Source organism: Streptococcus oralis (assembly GCF_026782285.1).
GTDB lineage: Bacteria > Bacillota > Bacilli > Lactobacillales > Streptococcaceae > Streptococcus > Streptococcus oralis_CG.
Window position 1 is genome coordinate 114,573 of sequence record NZ_JAKUWG010000002.1, and the last position, 18,406, is coordinate 132,978.

19 protein-coding genes are annotated in these 18,406 nt (G+C 41.6%); 13 read left to right on the forward strand and 6 right to left on the reverse strand.

The features are described from left to right. Positions 1-83: 83 nt before the first annotated feature. Complete coding sequence (locus tag MK403_RS01675) at positions 84-866, forward strand: DUF4037 domain-containing protein (protein ID WP_268708761.1); 783 nt, start codon at positions 84-86, stop codon at positions 864-866. Positions 867-1,152: 286 nt separating this feature from the next. Here the strand turns inward: MK403_RS01675 and MK403_RS01680 are convergent, their stop codons facing one another. From MK403_RS01680 to MK403_RS01690, 3 genes are all read right to left on the reverse strand, one after another. After that, positions 1,153-2,175, reverse strand: a complete 1,023-nt coding sequence (locus MK403_RS01680; RefSeq protein WP_268708762.1) for a YdcF family protein — start codon at positions 2,173-2,175, stop codon at positions 1,153-1,155. 67 nt (positions 2,176-2,242) lie between these two features. Continuing rightward, positions 2,243-2,680: an Rrf2 family transcriptional regulator gene (locus tag MK403_RS01685; protein WP_268708763.1), complete on the reverse strand. Its 438-nt coding sequence runs from the start codon at positions 2,678-2,680 to the stop codon at positions 2,243-2,245. Between the two features lie 56 nt (positions 2,681-2,736). Then, entirely contained in the window at positions 2,737-3,579 is an 843-nt protein-coding gene (locus MK403_RS01690; RefSeq protein WP_268708764.1) for a metallophosphoesterase family protein, read from the reverse strand. Between the two features lie 197 nt (positions 3,580-3,776). Between MK403_RS01690 and MK403_RS01695 the strand changes: the two genes are divergently transcribed. The 3 genes from MK403_RS01695 (at position 3,777) to thrS (ending at position 6,991) form a co-directional block, all read left to right on the forward strand. Then, positions 3,777-4,151 carry a hypothetical protein gene (locus tag MK403_RS01695; protein ID WP_268708765.1) on the forward strand — a complete coding sequence of 125 codons (375 nt, stop codon included), beginning with the start codon at positions 3,777-3,779 and terminating at the stop codon, positions 4,149-4,151. A 259-nt stretch (positions 4,152-4,410) separates the two neighbouring features. Beyond that, positions 4,411-5,037 carry an adenylate kinase family protein gene (locus tag MK403_RS01700; protein ID WP_268708766.1) on the forward strand — a complete coding sequence of 209 codons (627 nt, stop codon included), beginning with the start codon at positions 4,411-4,413 and terminating at the stop codon, positions 5,035-5,037. A gap of 10 nt (positions 5,038-5,047) precedes the next feature. Further along, on the forward strand, positions 5,048-6,991 hold the full coding sequence (thrS, locus tag MK403_RS01705; RefSeq protein ID WP_268708767.1) for a threonine--tRNA ligase: 1,944 nt from the start codon (positions 5,048-5,050) through the stop codon (positions 6,989-6,991). 47 nt (positions 6,992-7,038) lie between these two features. Here thrS and MK403_RS01710 read toward each other — a convergent pair whose 3' ends face one another. Together MK403_RS01710 and MK403_RS01715 are read right to left on the reverse strand one after the other, a co-directional pair. Further along, positions 7,039-8,013, reverse strand: a complete 975-nt coding sequence (locus tag MK403_RS01710; protein ID WP_268708768.1) for a sensor histidine kinase — start codon at positions 8,011-8,013, stop codon at positions 7,039-7,041. Then, positions 8,006-8,683 carry a response regulator transcription factor gene (locus tag MK403_RS01715; protein WP_093586416.1) on the reverse strand — a complete coding sequence of 226 codons (678 nt, stop codon included), beginning with the start codon at positions 8,681-8,683 and terminating at the stop codon, positions 8,006-8,008. The genes MK403_RS01710 and MK403_RS01715 overlap by 8 nt, the downstream gene beginning before the upstream one ends. Before the next feature lie 319 nt (positions 8,684-9,002). Between MK403_RS01715 and MK403_RS01720 the strand changes: the two genes are divergently transcribed. From MK403_RS01720 to MK403_RS01735, 4 genes are all read left to right on the forward strand, one after another. Beyond that, entirely contained in the window at positions 9,003-9,572 is a 570-nt protein-coding gene (locus MK403_RS01720; protein WP_268708841.1) for a TetR/AcrR family transcriptional regulator, read from the forward strand. An 85-nt stretch (positions 9,573-9,657) separates the two neighbouring features. Continuing rightward, positions 9,658-10,434 carry a ferredoxin reductase domain-containing protein gene (locus MK403_RS01725; RefSeq protein ID WP_125424724.1) on the forward strand — a complete coding sequence of 259 codons (777 nt, stop codon included), beginning with the start codon at positions 9,658-9,660 and terminating at the stop codon, positions 10,432-10,434. Positions 10,435-10,545: 111 nt separating this feature from the next. Next, positions 10,546-11,619, forward strand: coding sequence for a DUF2974 domain-containing protein (locus MK403_RS01730; RefSeq protein WP_268708769.1), 1,074 nt, complete (start codon positions 10,546-10,548; stop codon positions 11,617-11,619). 83 nt (positions 11,620-11,702) lie between these two features. Next, positions 11,703-12,332 (forward strand): MBL fold metallo-hydrolase, encoded by a 630-nt coding sequence (locus MK403_RS01735; protein WP_268708770.1) that lies wholly within the window; start codon positions 11,703-11,705, stop codon positions 12,330-12,332. A 38-nt stretch (positions 12,333-12,370) separates the two neighbouring features. Here MK403_RS01735 and MK403_RS01740 read toward each other — a convergent pair whose 3' ends face one another. Continuing rightward, on the reverse strand, positions 12,371-14,263 hold the full coding sequence (locus MK403_RS01740; protein ID WP_268708771.1) for a M13 family metallopeptidase: 1,893 nt from the start codon (positions 14,261-14,263) through the stop codon (positions 12,371-12,373). 179 nt (positions 14,264-14,442) lie between these two features. Between MK403_RS01740 and MK403_RS01745 the strand changes: the two genes are divergently transcribed. The 5 genes from MK403_RS01745 (at position 14,443) to MK403_RS01765 (ending at position 18,323) form a co-directional block, all read left to right on the forward strand. Continuing rightward, positions 14,443-15,165: a metal ABC transporter ATP-binding protein gene (locus MK403_RS01745; RefSeq protein WP_125394777.1), complete on the forward strand. Its 723-nt coding sequence runs from the start codon at positions 14,443-14,445 to the stop codon at positions 15,163-15,165. Next, positions 15,162-16,010, forward strand: a complete 849-nt coding sequence (locus tag MK403_RS01750; protein WP_125394776.1) for a metal ABC transporter permease — start codon at positions 15,162-15,164, stop codon at positions 16,008-16,010. The genes MK403_RS01745 and MK403_RS01750 overlap by 4 nt, the downstream gene beginning before the upstream one ends. Positions 16,011-16,041: 31 nt before the next feature. Then, on the forward strand, positions 16,042-16,971 hold the full coding sequence (locus tag MK403_RS01755; RefSeq protein WP_125394775.1) for a metal ABC transporter substrate-binding protein: 930 nt from the start codon (positions 16,042-16,044) through the stop codon (positions 16,969-16,971). A gap of 123 nt (positions 16,972-17,094) precedes the next feature. Then, complete coding sequence (tpx, locus tag MK403_RS01760; RefSeq protein WP_049489569.1) at positions 17,095-17,589, forward strand: thiol peroxidase; 495 nt, start codon at positions 17,095-17,097, stop codon at positions 17,587-17,589. A gap of 83 nt (positions 17,590-17,672) precedes the next feature. Then, complete coding sequence (locus tag MK403_RS01765) at positions 17,673-18,323, forward strand: metal-dependent transcriptional regulator (RefSeq protein WP_125394774.1); 651 nt, start codon at positions 17,673-17,675, stop codon at positions 18,321-18,323. Positions 18,324-18,406 lie beyond the last annotated feature (83 nt).

The following is an 18,406-nucleotide window of genomic DNA, read 5'->3' on the forward strand; positions in this document are numbered from 1 at the left end:
ATGAAAAAGCAGCAACTTAATGCTATGCAAACGTTTTACTTTTTGGTAAAATGACTTTAAAACAAAAAGCAAGGAGAAAAATCATGATCCACGAACTTTTCAAAGAATTCTCTCAACTGGAACAAGTAGAAGCTATTGCTCTTGGTGGTTCTCGTGCAGGACAAACCTACGATCAAAATTCTGACTATGACGTTTATGTCTATCTCAACTCTCCTATTGATGAGGCGACTCGCCTAAAAATTTTGAGTAAATACTGCTCCTATATGGAAATTGGAAACCAGTTTTGGGAGTTAGAGGATGACTGCGTACTAAACAACGGTATCGAAATCGAGTTGATTTATCGTTCGCTGGAGTCGTTTGAACAGGAATTGAACTCAACCGTTTTTCAACACAAAGCTCAAAATGCCTATACAACTTGCATGTGGCATAATCTACTCCACAGCAAGATTCTATACGACCCGAATGGACACTATGCTTCTCTCCAAAAGACTTACCAGATTCCCTATCCACAGGAACTCAAAAAACAGATCATCGAAAGGCAACTCCTTTTGCTAGAACAAGCCATGCCTGCCTTCTCTCACCAAATAGAAAAAGCTATCAAACGCCAAGATCTTCTCAGTATGAATCATCGTACGAGTGAATTTTTCGCTTCCTACTTTGACTTGTTATTTGCGCTCAATGAGCAAACCCATCCTGGTGAAAAACGGATGCTGGAGTACGCAAAGGCCCATTGTACTCTCCTCCCTAAGCAATTTGAAGAAACTATTCGCAAGTATTTCCAGCTACTCTACCAACCACAACAAGGAGAACAAGCGGTCGTAACCTTGCAAACTATCCTTAAGGAACTAAAAGCCATTTTGCCATAGACCAAAAAGAAAATGTGAACCTCTGTTGCTGTTCACATTTTTATTTGTCGTTGACTGTAAAATTCTAGTCTACTCATATTCAGTTGCCTATTTTTGACTCTCTCTGAAAATCTGCAACTAGGTTAGAAATTGTTCAATTGATTGACGAGCAATCATGAAGCCGTTCCAAAAACCGCACTCACAATCACTTACCCTACTCTTTCATTACTAGTAACAATTTTTCCCTTAGGGTTACTACAAGATTTTTTAGAGATTCTAACAAGAATTACAATATGAATTTTACATATTACCATAGAACACCTCTATAGGAGAAAATCAGAGCTAAAATTAATAAAGTATAGAAGGCGATAAAAAGCCATCTCATCTTCACACATAGAGCAATATATTCTCTGATAAAGGCCGATGGGATATAGTAGGCGGCAGTACGACAACCAAGACCATCTCCCTTCATCCCAATACGGCGGGCATAGGTGCTGGTACGAAAAACATGGTAATCATTGGTCACAAAGAGAAAACGTGGATTTGCTACCAGTTTCTCTCCCATTTCTTTTGAGAAGAGAAGATTCTCATAAGTCGTCGTTGAGTCTTCCTCTAGGAGAATCGCTTCTCTCGGAACATCCGTCTCTTCCATCAAATAATTACAAATTGCCTGAGCTTCAGAAATCTTCTCGTCCCCACCTTGACCACCACTGGCGATGATTTTAACGTTGGGATTGGACGACTGACGATAAGCCTCTACAGCCTTGTCAATACGGCTCTTAAGTAAGGGAGTTACTTTTTCTCCATTCAACAAGCCTGCACCGTGAATAATAATAAAATCATAATATTTTTTCTTAGGAATAAAAAGATACAGAATAGAATAAAGTAGAAACCCTGCAAAGGCAAAGCCGAAAATCAAATACGAGTAGATCAGAAAGAAAAAGAAAATATTCACTAGATGATTGGTGTAGAACAAGCCATTGGTATCGCTCATTCGGATTGCCATGATCACAAAAAAGAACAGAATCACGCACCCTAGCCCCAGAGACAAATAATTTGCCTTGGATTTCCCTTCTTTCTTCAACAACACAAATCCGTTATAAATCAGGAAAAAGCCACTTAGAAAAACTAAAAAAGGGAGCAAGAGAAAAATCACTGCAAAGAAAAGCATGTGCACTTCTTCCTGTCCAGCTTCATAAAAAAGATTGGCAATAGACAGGTAAGAAAAGAGCAGAGATAAAAGCAAGAGAGCTGGATTCCAGAGACTGCGATTGTCCCTAAAAAATGAAATCAAAAAAAGTAGGACGAAAAATCCTGTAATAAAGTACATAGTCTCCTCCTTTGATGACTACATTGTATCATAATTATGGTAATAGAAAAAGAGGAGCCTAGTCCTCTTATTTTGCTATTCTTGCTTCTGCATCTGCCACAACCTGAGCCAGACTCGTCTGACGGAGTTGGTTTTCCATCGCTTCTTGGATATCTAGTAGTTTTTGATCTAAGACCGCATGGATATTCGATCCAATTGGACAACTTGAGTTCGGATTTTCATGGAAACTAAAGAGTTTACCAGATTTTCCTAAACATTCGACTGCCTGATAAACATCAAAAAGGCTAATATCTTGGAGGTCTTTGATAATCTCGGTGCCACCTGTTCCACGCGCAACTGATATCAGTTCAGCTTTTTTGAGTTGGGACAAGGTTTTGCGAATAATGACCGGATTAACCCCAACACTGGCCGCGAGAAAATCACTGGTTACCTTACTCTCTTGACTCTTGATGGCAATGATGATTAACATATGAGTCGCAATCGTAAATCGACTTGAAATTTGCATCTTCTCCTCCTTTCACATCCTATCTGATATCCATTATACCCTTTTACGTTGTAATGTCAATTATTACCACTATCTAGCCATGCATCCAACTCGGCATCATGCCCTTGTTCTTGGGCAATTTCATACAGAAGTTCCTGATTATGAGTGTGGTGAATCCCATTTACCAAACTTTCATAATAGACCTGAAAATAAGGGAGCTTTAAATCCTTAGCCAGCTGCAACTCAGCTTCTACATCATAATCCACTCGACGAAAATCAACATCAGACAAACCTGCCTCATCAAACTCTAAAATCATATACTGAGCCCGCAGATCCTTACGTAATCCCGCATCTAAAAAGAAGGGTTGCCCAATGGACCCTGGATTAAGAATCAACTGTCCATCACTTCCATAACGAAGCAACTGTTGGTGGATATGACCATATACTGCGATAGAGGCGTGTGGATTCGTCACCAATCTATCAAAATCTTCTTGTTTTCCCATATGAATCAACTCTCTACCCCAGTTTTTATCAGGGAGATGGTGAGTGATTCCCACTGTCAAATCACCGAACCGACGATGAACTTGCATGGGTTGATTGTGGAGGTCTTCGATTTCTTCAGGGCTGATTTCTTCTAATATATACTGGCATTGACGTAGGAGATAGCGATGACTAGCTTTTGTCAAATCTAGCTTACGATGCAAACCACGCCAGAGACTATCCTCCCAATTTCCAAGAACTCTTACTGTGATGGGCAAGCTAGCTAATAGGTCCAATATCCTTCTACGTCCCGTTCCCGGCATAAGAATATCCCCCAAAAGCCAGTACTCATCTACCGTTTCCGCTTTTGCATCAGCCAGTACAGCTTCCAGGGCTGTCGTATTCCCATGTATGTCTGAAAGAACTGCTATTTTCGTCATTCTTTCTCCTCATTTCCTCTTACTTCTTCTGTTAGTATTATAGCAGAAAACACTGCAAAAAATCACTATCACTGCTCACTGTATTAACTTGTAAGAGCTTCCAAATCGTGCTATAATATAGGTAGAGAGTTCCCCTTCATTTAGGATCATGTGGTCTTCAACATCTCTCAATTTTTGTAGATTGGAGGACTATTGCCATGCGGAAATATCTTAAGTATGTCCCATACTGCCTTGTCATTTTCTTCTTTTACTGGCCCCTCTATGAGTTGCTTTTGCTGCTAATATCTGATCCTTATACGCTGAAAGGGCTTTACATGTATAACATCATCCTCTTTTCACCCTTGGCAACCTTCATCGTGTCCCTTCTTTATAGCTACCGTTTCCAATTCTCACTGTGGTGGCTGCTCGGTATTGCTCTTCTCTATTGCTTTACCATCATCACTTTCAATGAATTCATTCTCGTTTATTTCCTAGCTTATGAACTCTTTGCCCTACTTGGTATGGCTTCAGGTTCAGGTATTAAATACATCCTCCAGCAAGGAAAAAATAAAAAACTTTCACAAAATCCTTGAAAATTCTCGCAATCATGCTATAATAATGCATAGAGACAAGTCACTTAGTCCCTTTCTACTAGAGAGTGCGTGGTTGCTGGAAACGCATAGAGAGCCTAAACTGATACTACTCAACTGACTTTTATGAAAACATAAAACGGTGGCCACGTTAAAGCCAATCTGAGGTGTCCCTCTTTTTTGAGGAACATAAATGAAGGTGGAACCACGTTGCGACGTCCTTTCGAGGATGTCGCTTTTTGATTTGTCAGAAGGAGGAAGAATGATGTTTTATATGATTGGCGGATCGCCTTGTAGTGGAAAATCAACAATTGCCTCACTTCTTGCTAGACAGTATCAACTACTTCATATCAAATTGGATGATTTGGTAGATGAGATGATGATTCAAGCAAGTGCAGACTCACAGCCAATTTGCCTTCTTAGACAGGATAGAAGTCCAGAACAAATCTGGATGAGAAGTCCAGAAGAGATGGCAGATGAAGAATGGCGCTTTTATGAAGAGATTTTTCCTTATGTAAAATCTTACTTGATAAAAAATCAAGATAGACCTCTCTTGGTGGAGGGAGCAGGACTTTTGCCTCACTTGGTAAAGGAGCTTGAATGCCCAGCGTCTTCCTATCTATGCTTGACTCCGACAGCTGATTTTCAGAAAAAGCACTATAAACAGAGAGAATGGGTTCCTTATGTCTTAGAGGGAACTACCAATCCTGAGAAAGCTTTTGAAAACTGGATGCAACGAGACATTCTTTTTGCCCAAATGGTTCGGCAGGAAGCGATGAAATTAGGCTATTCTAGTCTCGTAACAGATGGCAATCAATCAGAAGATCAGACTGTGGAAGAAGTTGCTCGGCTCTTAAAATTGTCCAATAAAAATAGAATAAATATTTAAGGAGAAAACCATGATTAAGATTACTTTCCCAGATGGCGCTGTTCGTGAATTCGAATCTGGCGTTACAACTTTTGAAATTGCCCAATCTATCAGCAATTCCCTAGCTAAAAAAGCCTTGGCTGGTAAATTCAACGGCAAACTCATCGACACGACTCGTGCTATCACTGAAGATGGTGCCATCGAAATTGTGACACCTGATCACGAAGATGCTCTTCCGATCTTGCGTCACTCAGCGGCTCACTTGTTCGCCCAAGCAGCTCGTCGCCTTTTCCCAGATATTCACTTGGGTGTTGGTCCAGCTATCGAAGATGGCTTCTACTACGATACAGACAATACTGCTGGTCAAATCTCCAATGAAGACCTTCCTCGTATCGAAGAAGAAATGAAGAAAATCGTTAAAGAAAACTTCCCATCTATTCGCGAGGAAGTTACCAAGGACGAAGCACGTAAAATTTTCAAAAATGACCCGTACAAGTTGGAATTGATTGAAGAACATTCTGAAGACGAAGGTGGTTTGACTATCTACCGTCAAGGCGAATATGTAGACCTCTGTCGTGGCCCTCACGTGCCTTCAACAGGTCGCATCCAAATCTTCCACCTTCTCCATGTAGCAGGTGCCTACTGGCGTGGAAATAGCGACAATGCCATGATGCAACGTATCTACGGTACAGCTTGGTTCGATAAGAAAGACTTGAAGAACTACCTTCAAATGCGTGAAGAAGCTAAAGAACGTGACCACCGTAAACTTGGTAAAGAGCTTGACCTCTTCATGATTTCACAAGAAGTCGGACAAGGACTTCCATTCTGGTTGCCAAACGGTGCGACTATCCGTCGTGAATTGGAACGCTATATCGTGGACAAGGAGTTGGCTTCTGGCTACCAACACGTTTACACTCCACCACTTGCTTCAGTAGAGCTTTACAAGACTTCTGGTCACTGGGATCATTACCAAGAAGACATGTTCCCAACTATGGACATGGGTGACGGGGAAGAATTTGTCCTTCGTCCAATGAACTGCCCACACCACATCCAGGTCTACAAACATCATGTTCACTCATACCGTGAATTGCCAATCCGTATCGCTGAAATCGGTATGATGCACCGCTACGAAAAATCTGGTGCCCTTACTGGTCTTCAACGTGTGCGTGAAATGTCTCTCAACGACGGTCACCTCTTTGTTACTCCAGAACAAATCCAAGAAGAATTCCAACGTTCCCTTCAGTTGATTATCGATGTTTACGAAGACTTCAACTTGACTGAATACCGCTTCCGTCTCTCTCTTCGTGACCCTCAAGATACTCACAAGTACTTTGATAACGATGAGATGTGGGAAAATGCCCAAACCATGCTTCGTGCAGCTCTTGATGAAATGGGTGTTGACTACTTTGAAGCTGAAGGTGAAGCAGCCTTCTACGGACCAAAATTGGATATCCAGGTTAAGACTGCTCTCGGTAAAGAAGAAACTCTTTCTACGATCCAGCTCGATTTCTTGTTGCCAGAACGCTTCGACCTCAAATACATCGGAGCTGATGGCGAAGAGCACCGTCCAGTCATGATTCACCGTGGGGTTATCTCAACCATGGAACGCTTCACAGCTATCTTGATTGAGAACTACAAGGGTGCCTTCCCAACATGGCTTGCACCACATCAAGTAACTCTCATCCCAGTTTCTAACGAAAAACACGTGGACTACGCATGGGAAGTGGCTAAGAAACTCCGTGACCGCGGTGTCCGTGCAGACGTAGATGAGCGCAATGAAAAAATGCAGTTCAAGATCCGTGCTTCTCAAACCAGCAAAATTCCTTACCAATTGATCGTTGGGGACAAGGAAATGGAAGACGGAACTGTCAACGTTCGTCGTTATGGCCAAAAAGAAACACACACTGTCTCAGTTGATAACTTTGTTGAATCTATCCTAGCTGATATCGCCAACAAATCACGCGTTGAGAAATAAGAACCTAGCACAAAAGCCTCCAATCAGAGGCTTTTTCTCATCTATGTTTACTCAATAACGAGCTTCACTTCAGCGAATTTGATCCTTACTGTTGTTCCTTTTCCGACCTCAGACTCGATGCGAATCTGGTGGCCAAGTTCTTCAGAAATTTTCTTAGATAGATAAAGTCCAAGTCCAGATGATTGCTGGGTTAAACGCCCATTGTAGCCTGAAAAACCACGTTCAAAGACTCGGAGCACATCACTGTTTTTAATCCCGATTCCCGTATCCTTGATACAGAGCTCCTGGCCTTCCATATAAATCTCTAGTCCACCTTCCTTGGTGTATTTGAGGCTGTTTGAGAGGATTTGTTCAATGACGACCAACAGCCACTTCTTATCGGTCACGATGATTTTGTCAAGGTCATGTAGATTGACCGTCAGTCCCTTTTGGATAAAGAAAAGGGCATACTTGCGAACCACTTCCTTCACCAGATCCTCCACTTGAACCTTTTCAAATACCAAGTCATCGTGGAAGCTTTCCAAACGAAGATACTGCAACACCAGATTGGTATAGGAGTCAATCTTAAAGATTTCCTGTTCCAGTTGCTGCTTGACCTCGCGATCAGAGACTTCTGCTACCAAGAGACGACTCGCTGCAATGGGCGTCTTGATCTGATGAACCCACAAGGTGTAGTAATCAAGCAAATCAGTCAGCTTGCTCTGCGCTTCAGAGTTCTTTTGATACAATTCAGACTCACGCTTTTCAAGCTTTTCTGCCAGCGTACATTCCAGAGGAGACTTGGGGTCTCTCTCAGCATAGAGCACTTCCTGACGGTAAACTTGAGCTTCTGCAAATATATCCCAAGTCAAAAATAAGAAGGTCAAAAAGCCACTGAGCAGAAAGAAATAAAGAAAATAAGTTCCTAGACTAGCAAATAAAAACTGAAAGAGAAGGACGAGAAAGCCTAATAAAAAAATATAGACAAAGATGCGACTGCGAGAACGCAGATAGGCTAGAAAAAATGATTTCCAATCAAGCATGTTTCAGTCCGTATCCTATTCCTTTCTTGGTCTCGATAAATCCAACCAAACCTTGCTCTTCCAATTTTTTACGCAATCGAGCCACATTAACAGACAGGGTATTGTCATCGATGAAAAAGTCGCTATTCCAGAGTTCCCGCATCAGGTCATCACGCGCCACGATATTGCCCGCATGTTCAAACAAAACCCGCAAAATTTGAAATTCATTCTTGGTCAAACTCAGGACTTCCCCCTGATAGTGCAAATCCATAGACTTGGTGTTGAGGATCACACCCGCATACTCCAGCAGACTCTCATCTCGGCCAAATTCATAAGAACGGCGCAACAAGCCCTGAACCTTTGCAAGAAGCACCTGCTGGTCAAAAGGCTTGGTCACAAAGTCATCCGCTCCCATGTTGATTGCCATGACGATATCCATCGCCTGGTCTCTCGAAGACAGAAACATGATGGGAACCTTGGAAATCTTGCGAATTTCCTGACACCAGTGGTAACCATTAAAAAGAGGCAAACCAATATCCATGAGGACCAAATGAGGTTCTGACTGAACAAAAAGGCTCAATACTTCCATAAAATCTTCTACCAAAACGACCTCAAAGCCCCACTCAGAGAGCAGTTTCCCAACTTGTTTCCGAATGACTTGGTCATCCTCTACTAGCAAAATTTTGTGCATGCGCTCCTCCTTTGTTATTTATCAAAATATCAAACCCCTTAAAAAAATTCTCTGGATTAGTACCTCAATTGTCTAGCTACCTATTTTTCAAATTCAGATTAGTAAACAGATGCTAAATAGAGAACATTCCCACTGATATCATACCTTATTTTTAATTATAGTTCCAGCCTTATCCTATATTTTCCTTTTTGTGCTCATTTAGTTAGCGTTTCTTTAACTTATTTAATAGATCTAGCCTTCTTATTGACAAGCCAGCCATGATTTGTTAGAATATGAATGAACAAATCGATTTATTCATTCATAAAACAAAGGAGGTTAAATCATATTGGACAAAAAACAATCTTTAAAGACAGCAGCCTATGACGTTTTTTCGAAAAAGGGTTACAAGGCGACAGGAATTTCAGAAATTGCTAGGCAAGCTGGGGTGGCAGTTGGCTCTTTTTATAACTATTACGAAAGTAAAGAAGCCATTTTTCTAGACATCTATATAGATGAAAACAACCGTGTTCGCCAAGCTATGATCGAAGAACTAGATTGGGAAATTGACATGACCGACCTCATTGGTCAACTCTTTGCTCAGTCCAGAACTCTCGTTTCTTCCAATAAAATCCTTGCAGAATGGTATAATCCTGCCATAGCAGATGAGTTACACAGCTACTATTCCTCGGAGGAAGGCAAAGTCGCAAATCCATTTCATCAGTTTCTAGTTAAAACTTTTACAAATCGTATGCAGGCTGAAGGGTACTCGCCAGAAAAGATTCAAGATATCTTACAAGTTTACAACCTATTTTACTACATGGATATGCATATCACGGAAAAAGATTTTCCAGATATTGGCAAGACCGTTGAAATACTTGCAACCAACTTCATAAAAGGAGTTCTAAAATAAAGAATGGATTTCTTTATTTTTTGGAAAAATATGAATGAATTTGTTTTTAATTCATTCATAAAATTGAGAACAGGAGTCATAAAAAATGAAAAGAGGTAAAAAAATGTTTATTATCATTCTATCAACACTTGGAGTCTTAGGCCTTATAACTTGGGGTGCCATCGCCTACCTTGGACGAAGTCAGACATTATCGATAAAATCCATCGAAAACCCCAGCGGAGATCTATATTTAATTCATATCACAAAACCGAGTCATCAAATCTGGAAAGCTGGGGCTTATGCTAAGTTTACACTCCCTGATACCTCGTCTACTGCTAGTAAATATGAAGCTAAGGGAGAGCAAACCAGTCGATGGCTAACCATTGCCTCCACACCTGATGAAGATGAAATTCTCATTTTGACTCATAATAGTGGTAGCCTCTTTAAGGAAACCTTGACACATTTACCGGCTGGCAGTGAGATTGAGATGAGTTGGCTGGATTCCTCTTTGACCGTTAAAGATATGAATCAGCCACTAGTTTGCTTTGCATCTGATGTCGGCATTTCTGCTCTACGCCCCCTTATCAAAGAATGGGCTGGTAAATGCCCGATTGTACTCAATCATTTTGACAAAGGAGTGACTATTTTTGATAAAGAAATGAAGGAACTAGCTCAGAAAACATCGAATTTTACTTATAAAACAAGCGATGAATTTTTTCAAAGTCAAGAATTTTTAAAACGTGCTATTGATGAATACGGCAATCAAGCCAGCTATCTCATCACAGGTCAGCCTGATGATGTAAATGAGATGAAGAATTTTTTAAAGGAAAATGGGATTGATAGCAAAAATATACAAGTAAGCTCGTTTAGAGGTTTGAAATAGGAGCAGCCTGTCTTCTATATATCTGAATCAATCCCTGCTAGGTCATCCAAACAAGCCTACTAGCTAATTCTAGGTAAATGTGATAGGATAAACATAGAGAAAGGAGCTTTTATGGCCAATATTTTTGACTACTTGAATGATGTAGCATATGATTCCTTTTATGACCTTCCCGTGAACGAGTTAGATGTTCTTGCCTTGACCGAATTAACCTATCTTCCTTTTGATGATTTAGTCGCTCAAGAACCCCAGCGCCTCATAGATCTTGCACCTCAAATCCCTAGAGAAACGACGATGCTGACCAGCAAAAACCGCCTCCAGTTATTGGATCAACTCGCTCAACACAAACGCTTTAAAAATTGCAAGCTCTCAGACTTTATCAACGATATCGATCCTGAATTGCAAAAACAGTTCGCAGCTATGACTTATCGTATCAGTCTCGATACCTATGTGCTTGTTTTTCGTGGAACTGACGACAGTATCATCGGTTGGAAAGAAGATTTCCATATGACCTATATGAAAGAAATCCCAGCTCAAAAACATGCCCTCCAGTATTTACAGGACTTTTTTGCCCAACACCCCAACCAAAAGGTCATCCTAGCAGGACACTCCAAAGGGGGCAATCTAGCCGTCTATGCTGCTAGTCAACTCGATACACTCTTACAAAAAAACATTGTTGCTGTCTATACTTTTGATGCCCCTGGACTTCACAAGGAACTAACCGAAACAGCTGGATATCAAAACATGATGGAAAGAACAAAAGTATTTGTCCCACAAGGTTCTATCATCGGGATGATGCTGGAAATTCCTGACAAAAAAATCGTCGTTCGAAGCACTGCCCTAGGTGGTATTGCCCAGCATGACACCTTTAGTTGGCAGGTTGAAGACAAACACTTTGTCCAACTGGATGAGACCAATAGTGACAGCCAGCAAGTCGATACTACCTTCAAGGAATGGGTGGAGACAGTCCCTGATACGGAACTACAGCTCTACTTCGACCTCTTTTTTGGAATCATTCTTGATGCAGGCATCTCCTCTATCAACGATCTTTCTTCCTTCAAGGTCATTGAACACATTCACCATCTCTTTGTCCAAGCTCAATCTCTCACTCCCGAAGAAAGAGAAACCATGGGACGCCTAACTCAACTCTTGATTGACACCCGCTACCAAGCTTGGAAAAATCGTTAAGGTAGAAAAATACTTTCTGATACCCTAAGCCTTCTCTTCTGTGTTATACTGATATCAGTACATTCTTTGAGAGAGGAAATCCTATGAGAATCCATAAAACTGTCAATCCCGTTGCCTATGAAAATACTTATTACCTGGAAGGAGATCAACACCTGATTGTGGTTGACCCAGGTAGCCATTGGGAAGCTATCCGCAAGACTATTGAGAAAATCAACAAACCAGTCTGTGCGATTCTCCTGACCCACACCCACTACGACCATATTATGAGTCTGGACTTGGTTCGTGATACTTTTGGAAATCCCCCAGTTTATGTAGCAGAGAGTGAAGCTAGCTGGCTCTATACCCCCGTTGACAATCTCTCTGGCCTACCTCGTCACGATGATATGGCAGATGTGGTCGCAAAACCTGCAGAACACACCTTTGTCTTTCATGAAGAATACCAGCTTGAGGAATTCCGTTTTACAGTTCTACCAACCCCAGGACACTCTATTGGCGGTGTTTCTATCGTCTTTCCTGATGCTCATCTAGTCTTGACCGGAGATGCTCTTTTCCGCGAAACCATCGGACGAACAGACCTTCCTACAGGTAGCACGGAACAACTCCTCCATAGCATTCAGACGCAACTCTTTACTCTCCCTAACTACGATGTCTATCCTGGACACGGTCCAGCTACGACCATCGCTCACGAAAAGACCTTCAATCCCTTTTTCTAGCAAGCAAAAAACCAAGGATGCTATCCTTGGTTTTAGTCTTACCAAATAATCACACGATCCTCTGGTGAACGCCACATACCGTCGCCTTCTTTGACATCATAAGTTGTAAAGAAGTCATCGAAGTTTGGTACTTGGATGTTGACACGGAGTTTAGCTGGCGCGTGCACGTCAACACTAGCCATGAGTTTCATCAACTCTGGACGACCTTTCATGCGCCAGATACGAGCAAAGTTGTGGAAGAATTCTTCAGCTGAGAAGTCTGGCTCTCTCTTGGCTGCTTCAAGGGCTGCAGCAATTCCTCCCAAGTCGGCAACATTTTCTGATACAGTTAGTTTTCCGTTGATCGTTGCGCCGTAAGATTCTTGTCCATCAAACTGGTCGATAACTTTCTGCGTTTTTTCTTTAAAGGCAGCATAGTCGCTTTCTGTCCACCAATCCTTAAGACTACCATTTTCATCAAAGGACGCGCCATTTGTGTCAAAGGCATGAGAAATCTCGTGAGCAATAACAGCACCAATACCACCGTAGTTGGCAGAAGACGACTGATGCAAATCATAGAATGGAGCCTGTAAAATAGCAGCTGGGAAGACAATCAAGTTCTTCTGAGGATTGTAGTAGGCATTAACCATGTGAGCAGGCATCCCCCACTCCTTGTAGTCAACCGGTTGGTTCCACTTGCTCCAGCTGTGCTTGATTTCCACACGCGCAAAGGCTAGGGCATTCTCAAAAAGACTGGCAGTTTCATCTACTACTTTGTCCTTGTAGCGTTCTGGCAATTCCTCTGGATAACCGATATAAGGCTTGATGACATTGAGTTTGACAATGGCCTTATCACGCGTTTCAGGAGTTAGCCAGTCGTTCTTGGCCAAGCGTTCCTTATAAACGTCAATCATAGTCGCTACTTTTTTCTCTACGTCTGCCTTAGCTTCTGGGGAGAATTTTTCATGCGCATACCAGAGACCAAGAGCTTGCTTGAAAGGACCTTGGGCCAAGTGATAAGCTGCCTTGACCTTGTCCTGAGCTTCTGGAACACCTGAAAGGGCACGTCCGTAGGCACCTGACAAGATACGAATCTCGTCTGTGAGATAGCTGGTTGAAAGATTGACCACACCCAAAATCAAGGTTGCTTTGAGTAGAGGCCATGCTTCTTCACTATAGAATTGATCTGCTGCTTGCCAGAAACGTTCCTCGTCTACGATAACCTTATCTGGAGTTTGTCCAAGAACTGCTTGGAAGAAATCATCCAAAGGTAGGGCAGGAGCAAATTTCTTAAAATCTTCATAAGCGTATGGATGGTAGAGTTTGGCATATTCTGAACTTTCTTCGTTAGAAAGCACCACAGCCGCAATGCGACGATCCAATTCCAATCGTTTCTCTAGCAGGTCTGCGATTTCCTCATCTGAAAAATCATAGGCTTTGAGAAGATTCGTAGTACTTTCCTTCCAAAGAGTCAAGAGTTCCTCACGCTGAGGATGGTCTTCAGCGTAATAAGTTGTATCTGGTAAAATCGTCCCTGGTGCACTGGCCCAGAGAACATTGGTTCTGGCATCCATAAAGTCTGGTGATACACCAAAAGGAAGAAAATTTGGCTTACCAGCTAGTTCAAACTCTGCCAGTTTGCTAGTGAAATCTGCAAAGCTCTCCAAATCTTGGTATTCCTTGAGTAGAGGAAGGACAGGCTTGATTCCATCTGCTTCTCTCTTGTCAAAATCACGTACCATACGATGGTACTTAACAAAGTTTGCAAGGATAGCATCCTCTGGAACATCTTCGCCTTCCAACCACTTGTCCGTAGTCGCCAGCATTAACTCTTCAATTTCCTCATCAAGGTCAATAAAACCACCTGTTCGAGATTTATCAGCTGGAATGACAGCTGTTTTTTCCCATTCGCCATTGATTGCATCATAAAAATCGTCTTGATAACGTGTCATCTTGTTCTCGCTTTCATATTTTCACTTATTCCTAGCTTAGCAAAAAAATCTAGGGAATGCAATTAAAAATGAACTTCTTGTCAGTTTCATTTTACTGTTATTTTATTAAATTTTTAAAAAATTAACTTGACTTAATTTTTTTTTTAATGTATATTAAATACAGGAGGGAGGAATTTGTTATGATACGTATTGAACACCTCAGTGTCTCCTACAAAGAAACGTTGGCACTAAAGGATATCTCACTAGTGCTCCAAGGACCAACGATTACCGGAATTATTGGTCCAAATGGTGCTGGAAAATCAACTTTATTAAAAGGTATGTTGGGAATTATCCCACATGAAGGTCAGGCCTTTCTCGACGACAAAGAAGTCAAGAAATCTTTAAATCGAGTTGCCTATGTCGAGCAAAAAATCCATATCGACTACAATTTCCCTATCAAAGTCAAGGAATGTGTCTCACTGGGACTCTATCCATCTATCCCGCTCTTTCACACTTTAAAGGCCAGCCACTGGAAAAAAGTGGCAGATGCACTTGAAATCGTTGGACTTTCAGACTATGCTGATCGCCAAATCAGCCAGCTCTCAGGAGGACAATTCCAACGTGTTTTGATTGCCCGTTGCTTAGTGCAGGAAGCTGACTACATCTTTCTAGATGAGCCATTTGTCGGGATTGATTCGGTTAGTGAAGAGATTATCATGAATACGCTGAGAGACCTTAAAAAAGCTGGTAAAACAGTTCTCATCGTCCATCATGACCTCAGTAAAGTCCCCCATTATTTCGACCAAGTTTTGCTTCTCAATCGAGAATTAATAGACCTTGGTCCGACCGAAGAAACCTTTACCGAGGCCAATCTCAAAAAGGCTTATGGTAGCAAACTCTTTTTCAATGGAGGTGACCTATGATAGCAGAATTTATCAATGGATTGCAAAATTTCCATTTCCTACAAAACGCCTTGATCACAGCTATTGTCATCGGAGTGGTTGCTGGAGCTGTGGGATGTTTTATCATCCTGCGTGGAATGTCTCTCATGGGGGATGCCATCTCTCACGCAGTTTTGCCCGGCGTAGCCCTTTCCTTTATCCTGGGAATTGATTTCTTTATTGGAGCGATCATCTTTGGTTTGATGGCTTCCATCATCATTACCTACATCAAGGGAAACTCTATCATCAAGAGTGACACCGCCATTGGTATTACCTTTTCATCTTTCTTAGCCTTAGGTGTCATCTTGATTAGTGTTGCCAAGAGTTCGACAGACCTCTTCCATATCCTTTTTGGGAATATCCTCGCTGTCCAAGATACAGACATGTGGATTACCATTGGTATGGGGGCATTGATTCTCTTGATTATCGGGATTTTCTTTAAACAACTATTGATTACATCCTTTGACGAGCTTCTGGCTAAAGCCATGGGAATGCCCGTTAATTTCTACCACTATCTGCTCATGGTGCTCTTGACCCTTGTGTCAGTCACTGCCATGCAAAGTGTTGGAACTATTCTTATCGTGGCCATGTTGATCACCCCAGCTGCGACGGCTTACCTTTATGCCAATAGCCTAAAGAGCATGATTTTTCTTTCATCAACCCTAGGAGCAACCGCTTCTGTTTTGGGACTCTTTGTCGGCTATAGCTTCAATCTCGCAGCAGGATCCAGCATCGTGCTCACATCCGCCAGCTTCTTTTTAATCAGTTTCTTTATCGCACCAAAGCAACGATACTTGAAACTAAAAAATAAAACTATGTTAAAATAATCGGGCACGAGCCCAAAATCGGAGGAATCTAATGAAAAAATTAGGTACATTTCTTGTTCTCTTTCTTTCTGTTATTGCTCTTGTCGCATGTACTAGCGGAAAAAAAGATGCAGCTTCTGGTCAAAAACTAAAAGTTGTTGCTACAAACTCAATCATCGCTGATATTACCAAGAATATCGCTGGTGACAAGATTGATCTTCACAGTATCGTTCCTGTTGGTCAAGACCCACACGAATACGAACCACTTCCTGAAGACGTTAAGAAAACTTCTCAAGCTGATTTGATTTTCTATAACGGTATCAACCTTGAAACAGGTGGCAATGCTTGGTTTACCAAATTAGTAGAAAATGCCAAGAAAACTGAAAACAAAGACTACTTTGCAGTTAGCGAAGGCGTTGATGTTATCTACCTTGAGGGCCAAAACGAGAAAGGCAAAGAAGATCCACACGCTTGGCTCAACCTTGAAAATGGGATGATTTATGCTAAAAATATCGCTAAACAGCTGATCGCTAAGGATCCTAGCAACAAGGAATTCTACGAAAAAAATCTCAAAGACTATACTGAAAAACTAGACAAACTGGACAGGGAAGCCAAAGAGAAATTTAACAATATCCCTGCTGAGAAGAAACTCATCGTAACCAGCGAAGGATGCTTCAAATACTTCTCTAAAGCCTACGGTGTCCCAAGTGCCTACATCTGGGAAATCAACACAGAAGAAGAAGGTACTCCTGAACAAATCAAAACCTTGGTTGAAAAACTTCGCCAAACAAAAGTTCCATCTCTCTTTGTTGAGTCAAGTGTCGATGACCGTCCAATGAAGACTGTTTCACAAGACACAAATATCCCAATCTACGCACAAATCTTTACTGACTCAATCGCTGAAGAAGGTAAAGAAGGTGACAGCTACTACAACATGATGAAATACAACCTTGACAAGATTGCTGAAGGTTTGTCAAAATAATCCATTAAAAAACGTCGTTCTCACATGAACTGGCGTTTTTTTTTGTTTTCACTTTCCAGTCAAATCATTGGAAAAATCTGACAATTCTCGGTAAAATAAAAGAAAAAAGAATGGAGTAGTTTCATGACCACTTTTCTCGGAAATCCTGTAACCTTTACAGGTAAACAACTGCAAGTCGGAGACAAGGCACTTGACTTTTCTCTTACGACAACCGATCTCTCTAAAAAAACGCTAGCTGACTTTGACGGAAAGAAAAAAGTCTTGAGTGTTGTCCCATCTATCGATACTGGTATCTGCTCAACGCAAACACGTCGTTTTAACCAAGAACTTGCTAGCCTTGACAATACCGTCGTTCTCACCGTTTCTATGGACCTACCATTTGCCCAAGGACGCTGGTGTGGGGCTGAAGGCCTTGACAATGCCATCATGCTTTCAGACTACTTCGACCATTCTTTCGGGCGTGATTATGCCCTCTTGATCAACGAATGGCATCTCCTTGCGCGTGCCGTCTTTGTTCTCGATACTGACAATGTCATCCGTTATGTGGAATACGTTGACAATATCAACACGGAACCAGACTTTGAAGCTGCCATTGCCGCAGTTAAAGAACTGGACTAAAATCAAAGCCATTAGGGCTGAAGGCTAGAGAAATCTAGCTTTTTTTGATATACTAGATGGAGAGAAAAGACAAGAGGAAACGAATGACGCCAAATAAAGAAGACTACCTAAAATGTATTTATGAAATCGGTACGGAAATGCAAAAAATCACCAATAAAGAAATTGCTGCCCGTATGCAGGTCTCTCCACCTGCTGTAACAGAGATGATCAAACGCATGAAAAGTGAAAATCTCATCCTCAAGGATAAGGAGAATGGCTATCTATTGACAGATATTGGCCTCAAACTGGTCTCTGAGCTTTATCGTAAACACCGGTTGATTGAAGTCTTTCTAGTTCACCATCTAGACTATACCAGCGATCAAATCCACGAAGAAGCTGAGGTCCTAGAGCACACTGTATCTGACCTCTTCGTAGAGAGATTGGATAAACTGCTTGGCTTCCCTCAAACCTGTCCCCACGGTGGAACCATTCCAGCCAAGGGAGAACTCTTGGTTGAGATCAACAACCTACCTCTAGCAGATACCAAAGAAGCTGGCACCTATCTCCTGACTCGGGTTCACGATAGCTTTGATCTGCTCAAATACTTAGAAAAGCATGAGATTCATATCGGTGACCAACTCCAAGTCAAACAGTTTGATAATTTTTCCAATACTTTTACACTGGTCAACAAAGGTGAAGACCTCCAAGTTAGCATCGATATCGCCAAACAACTCTATGTCGAAAAAATCAACTAACCCCTTATTCCTGAAAGAAGTTCCTTTCAGGAATTTTTTATTATTTTGCTTGTAAGTCCCATTCATTTGGTGTAGAATGAAGC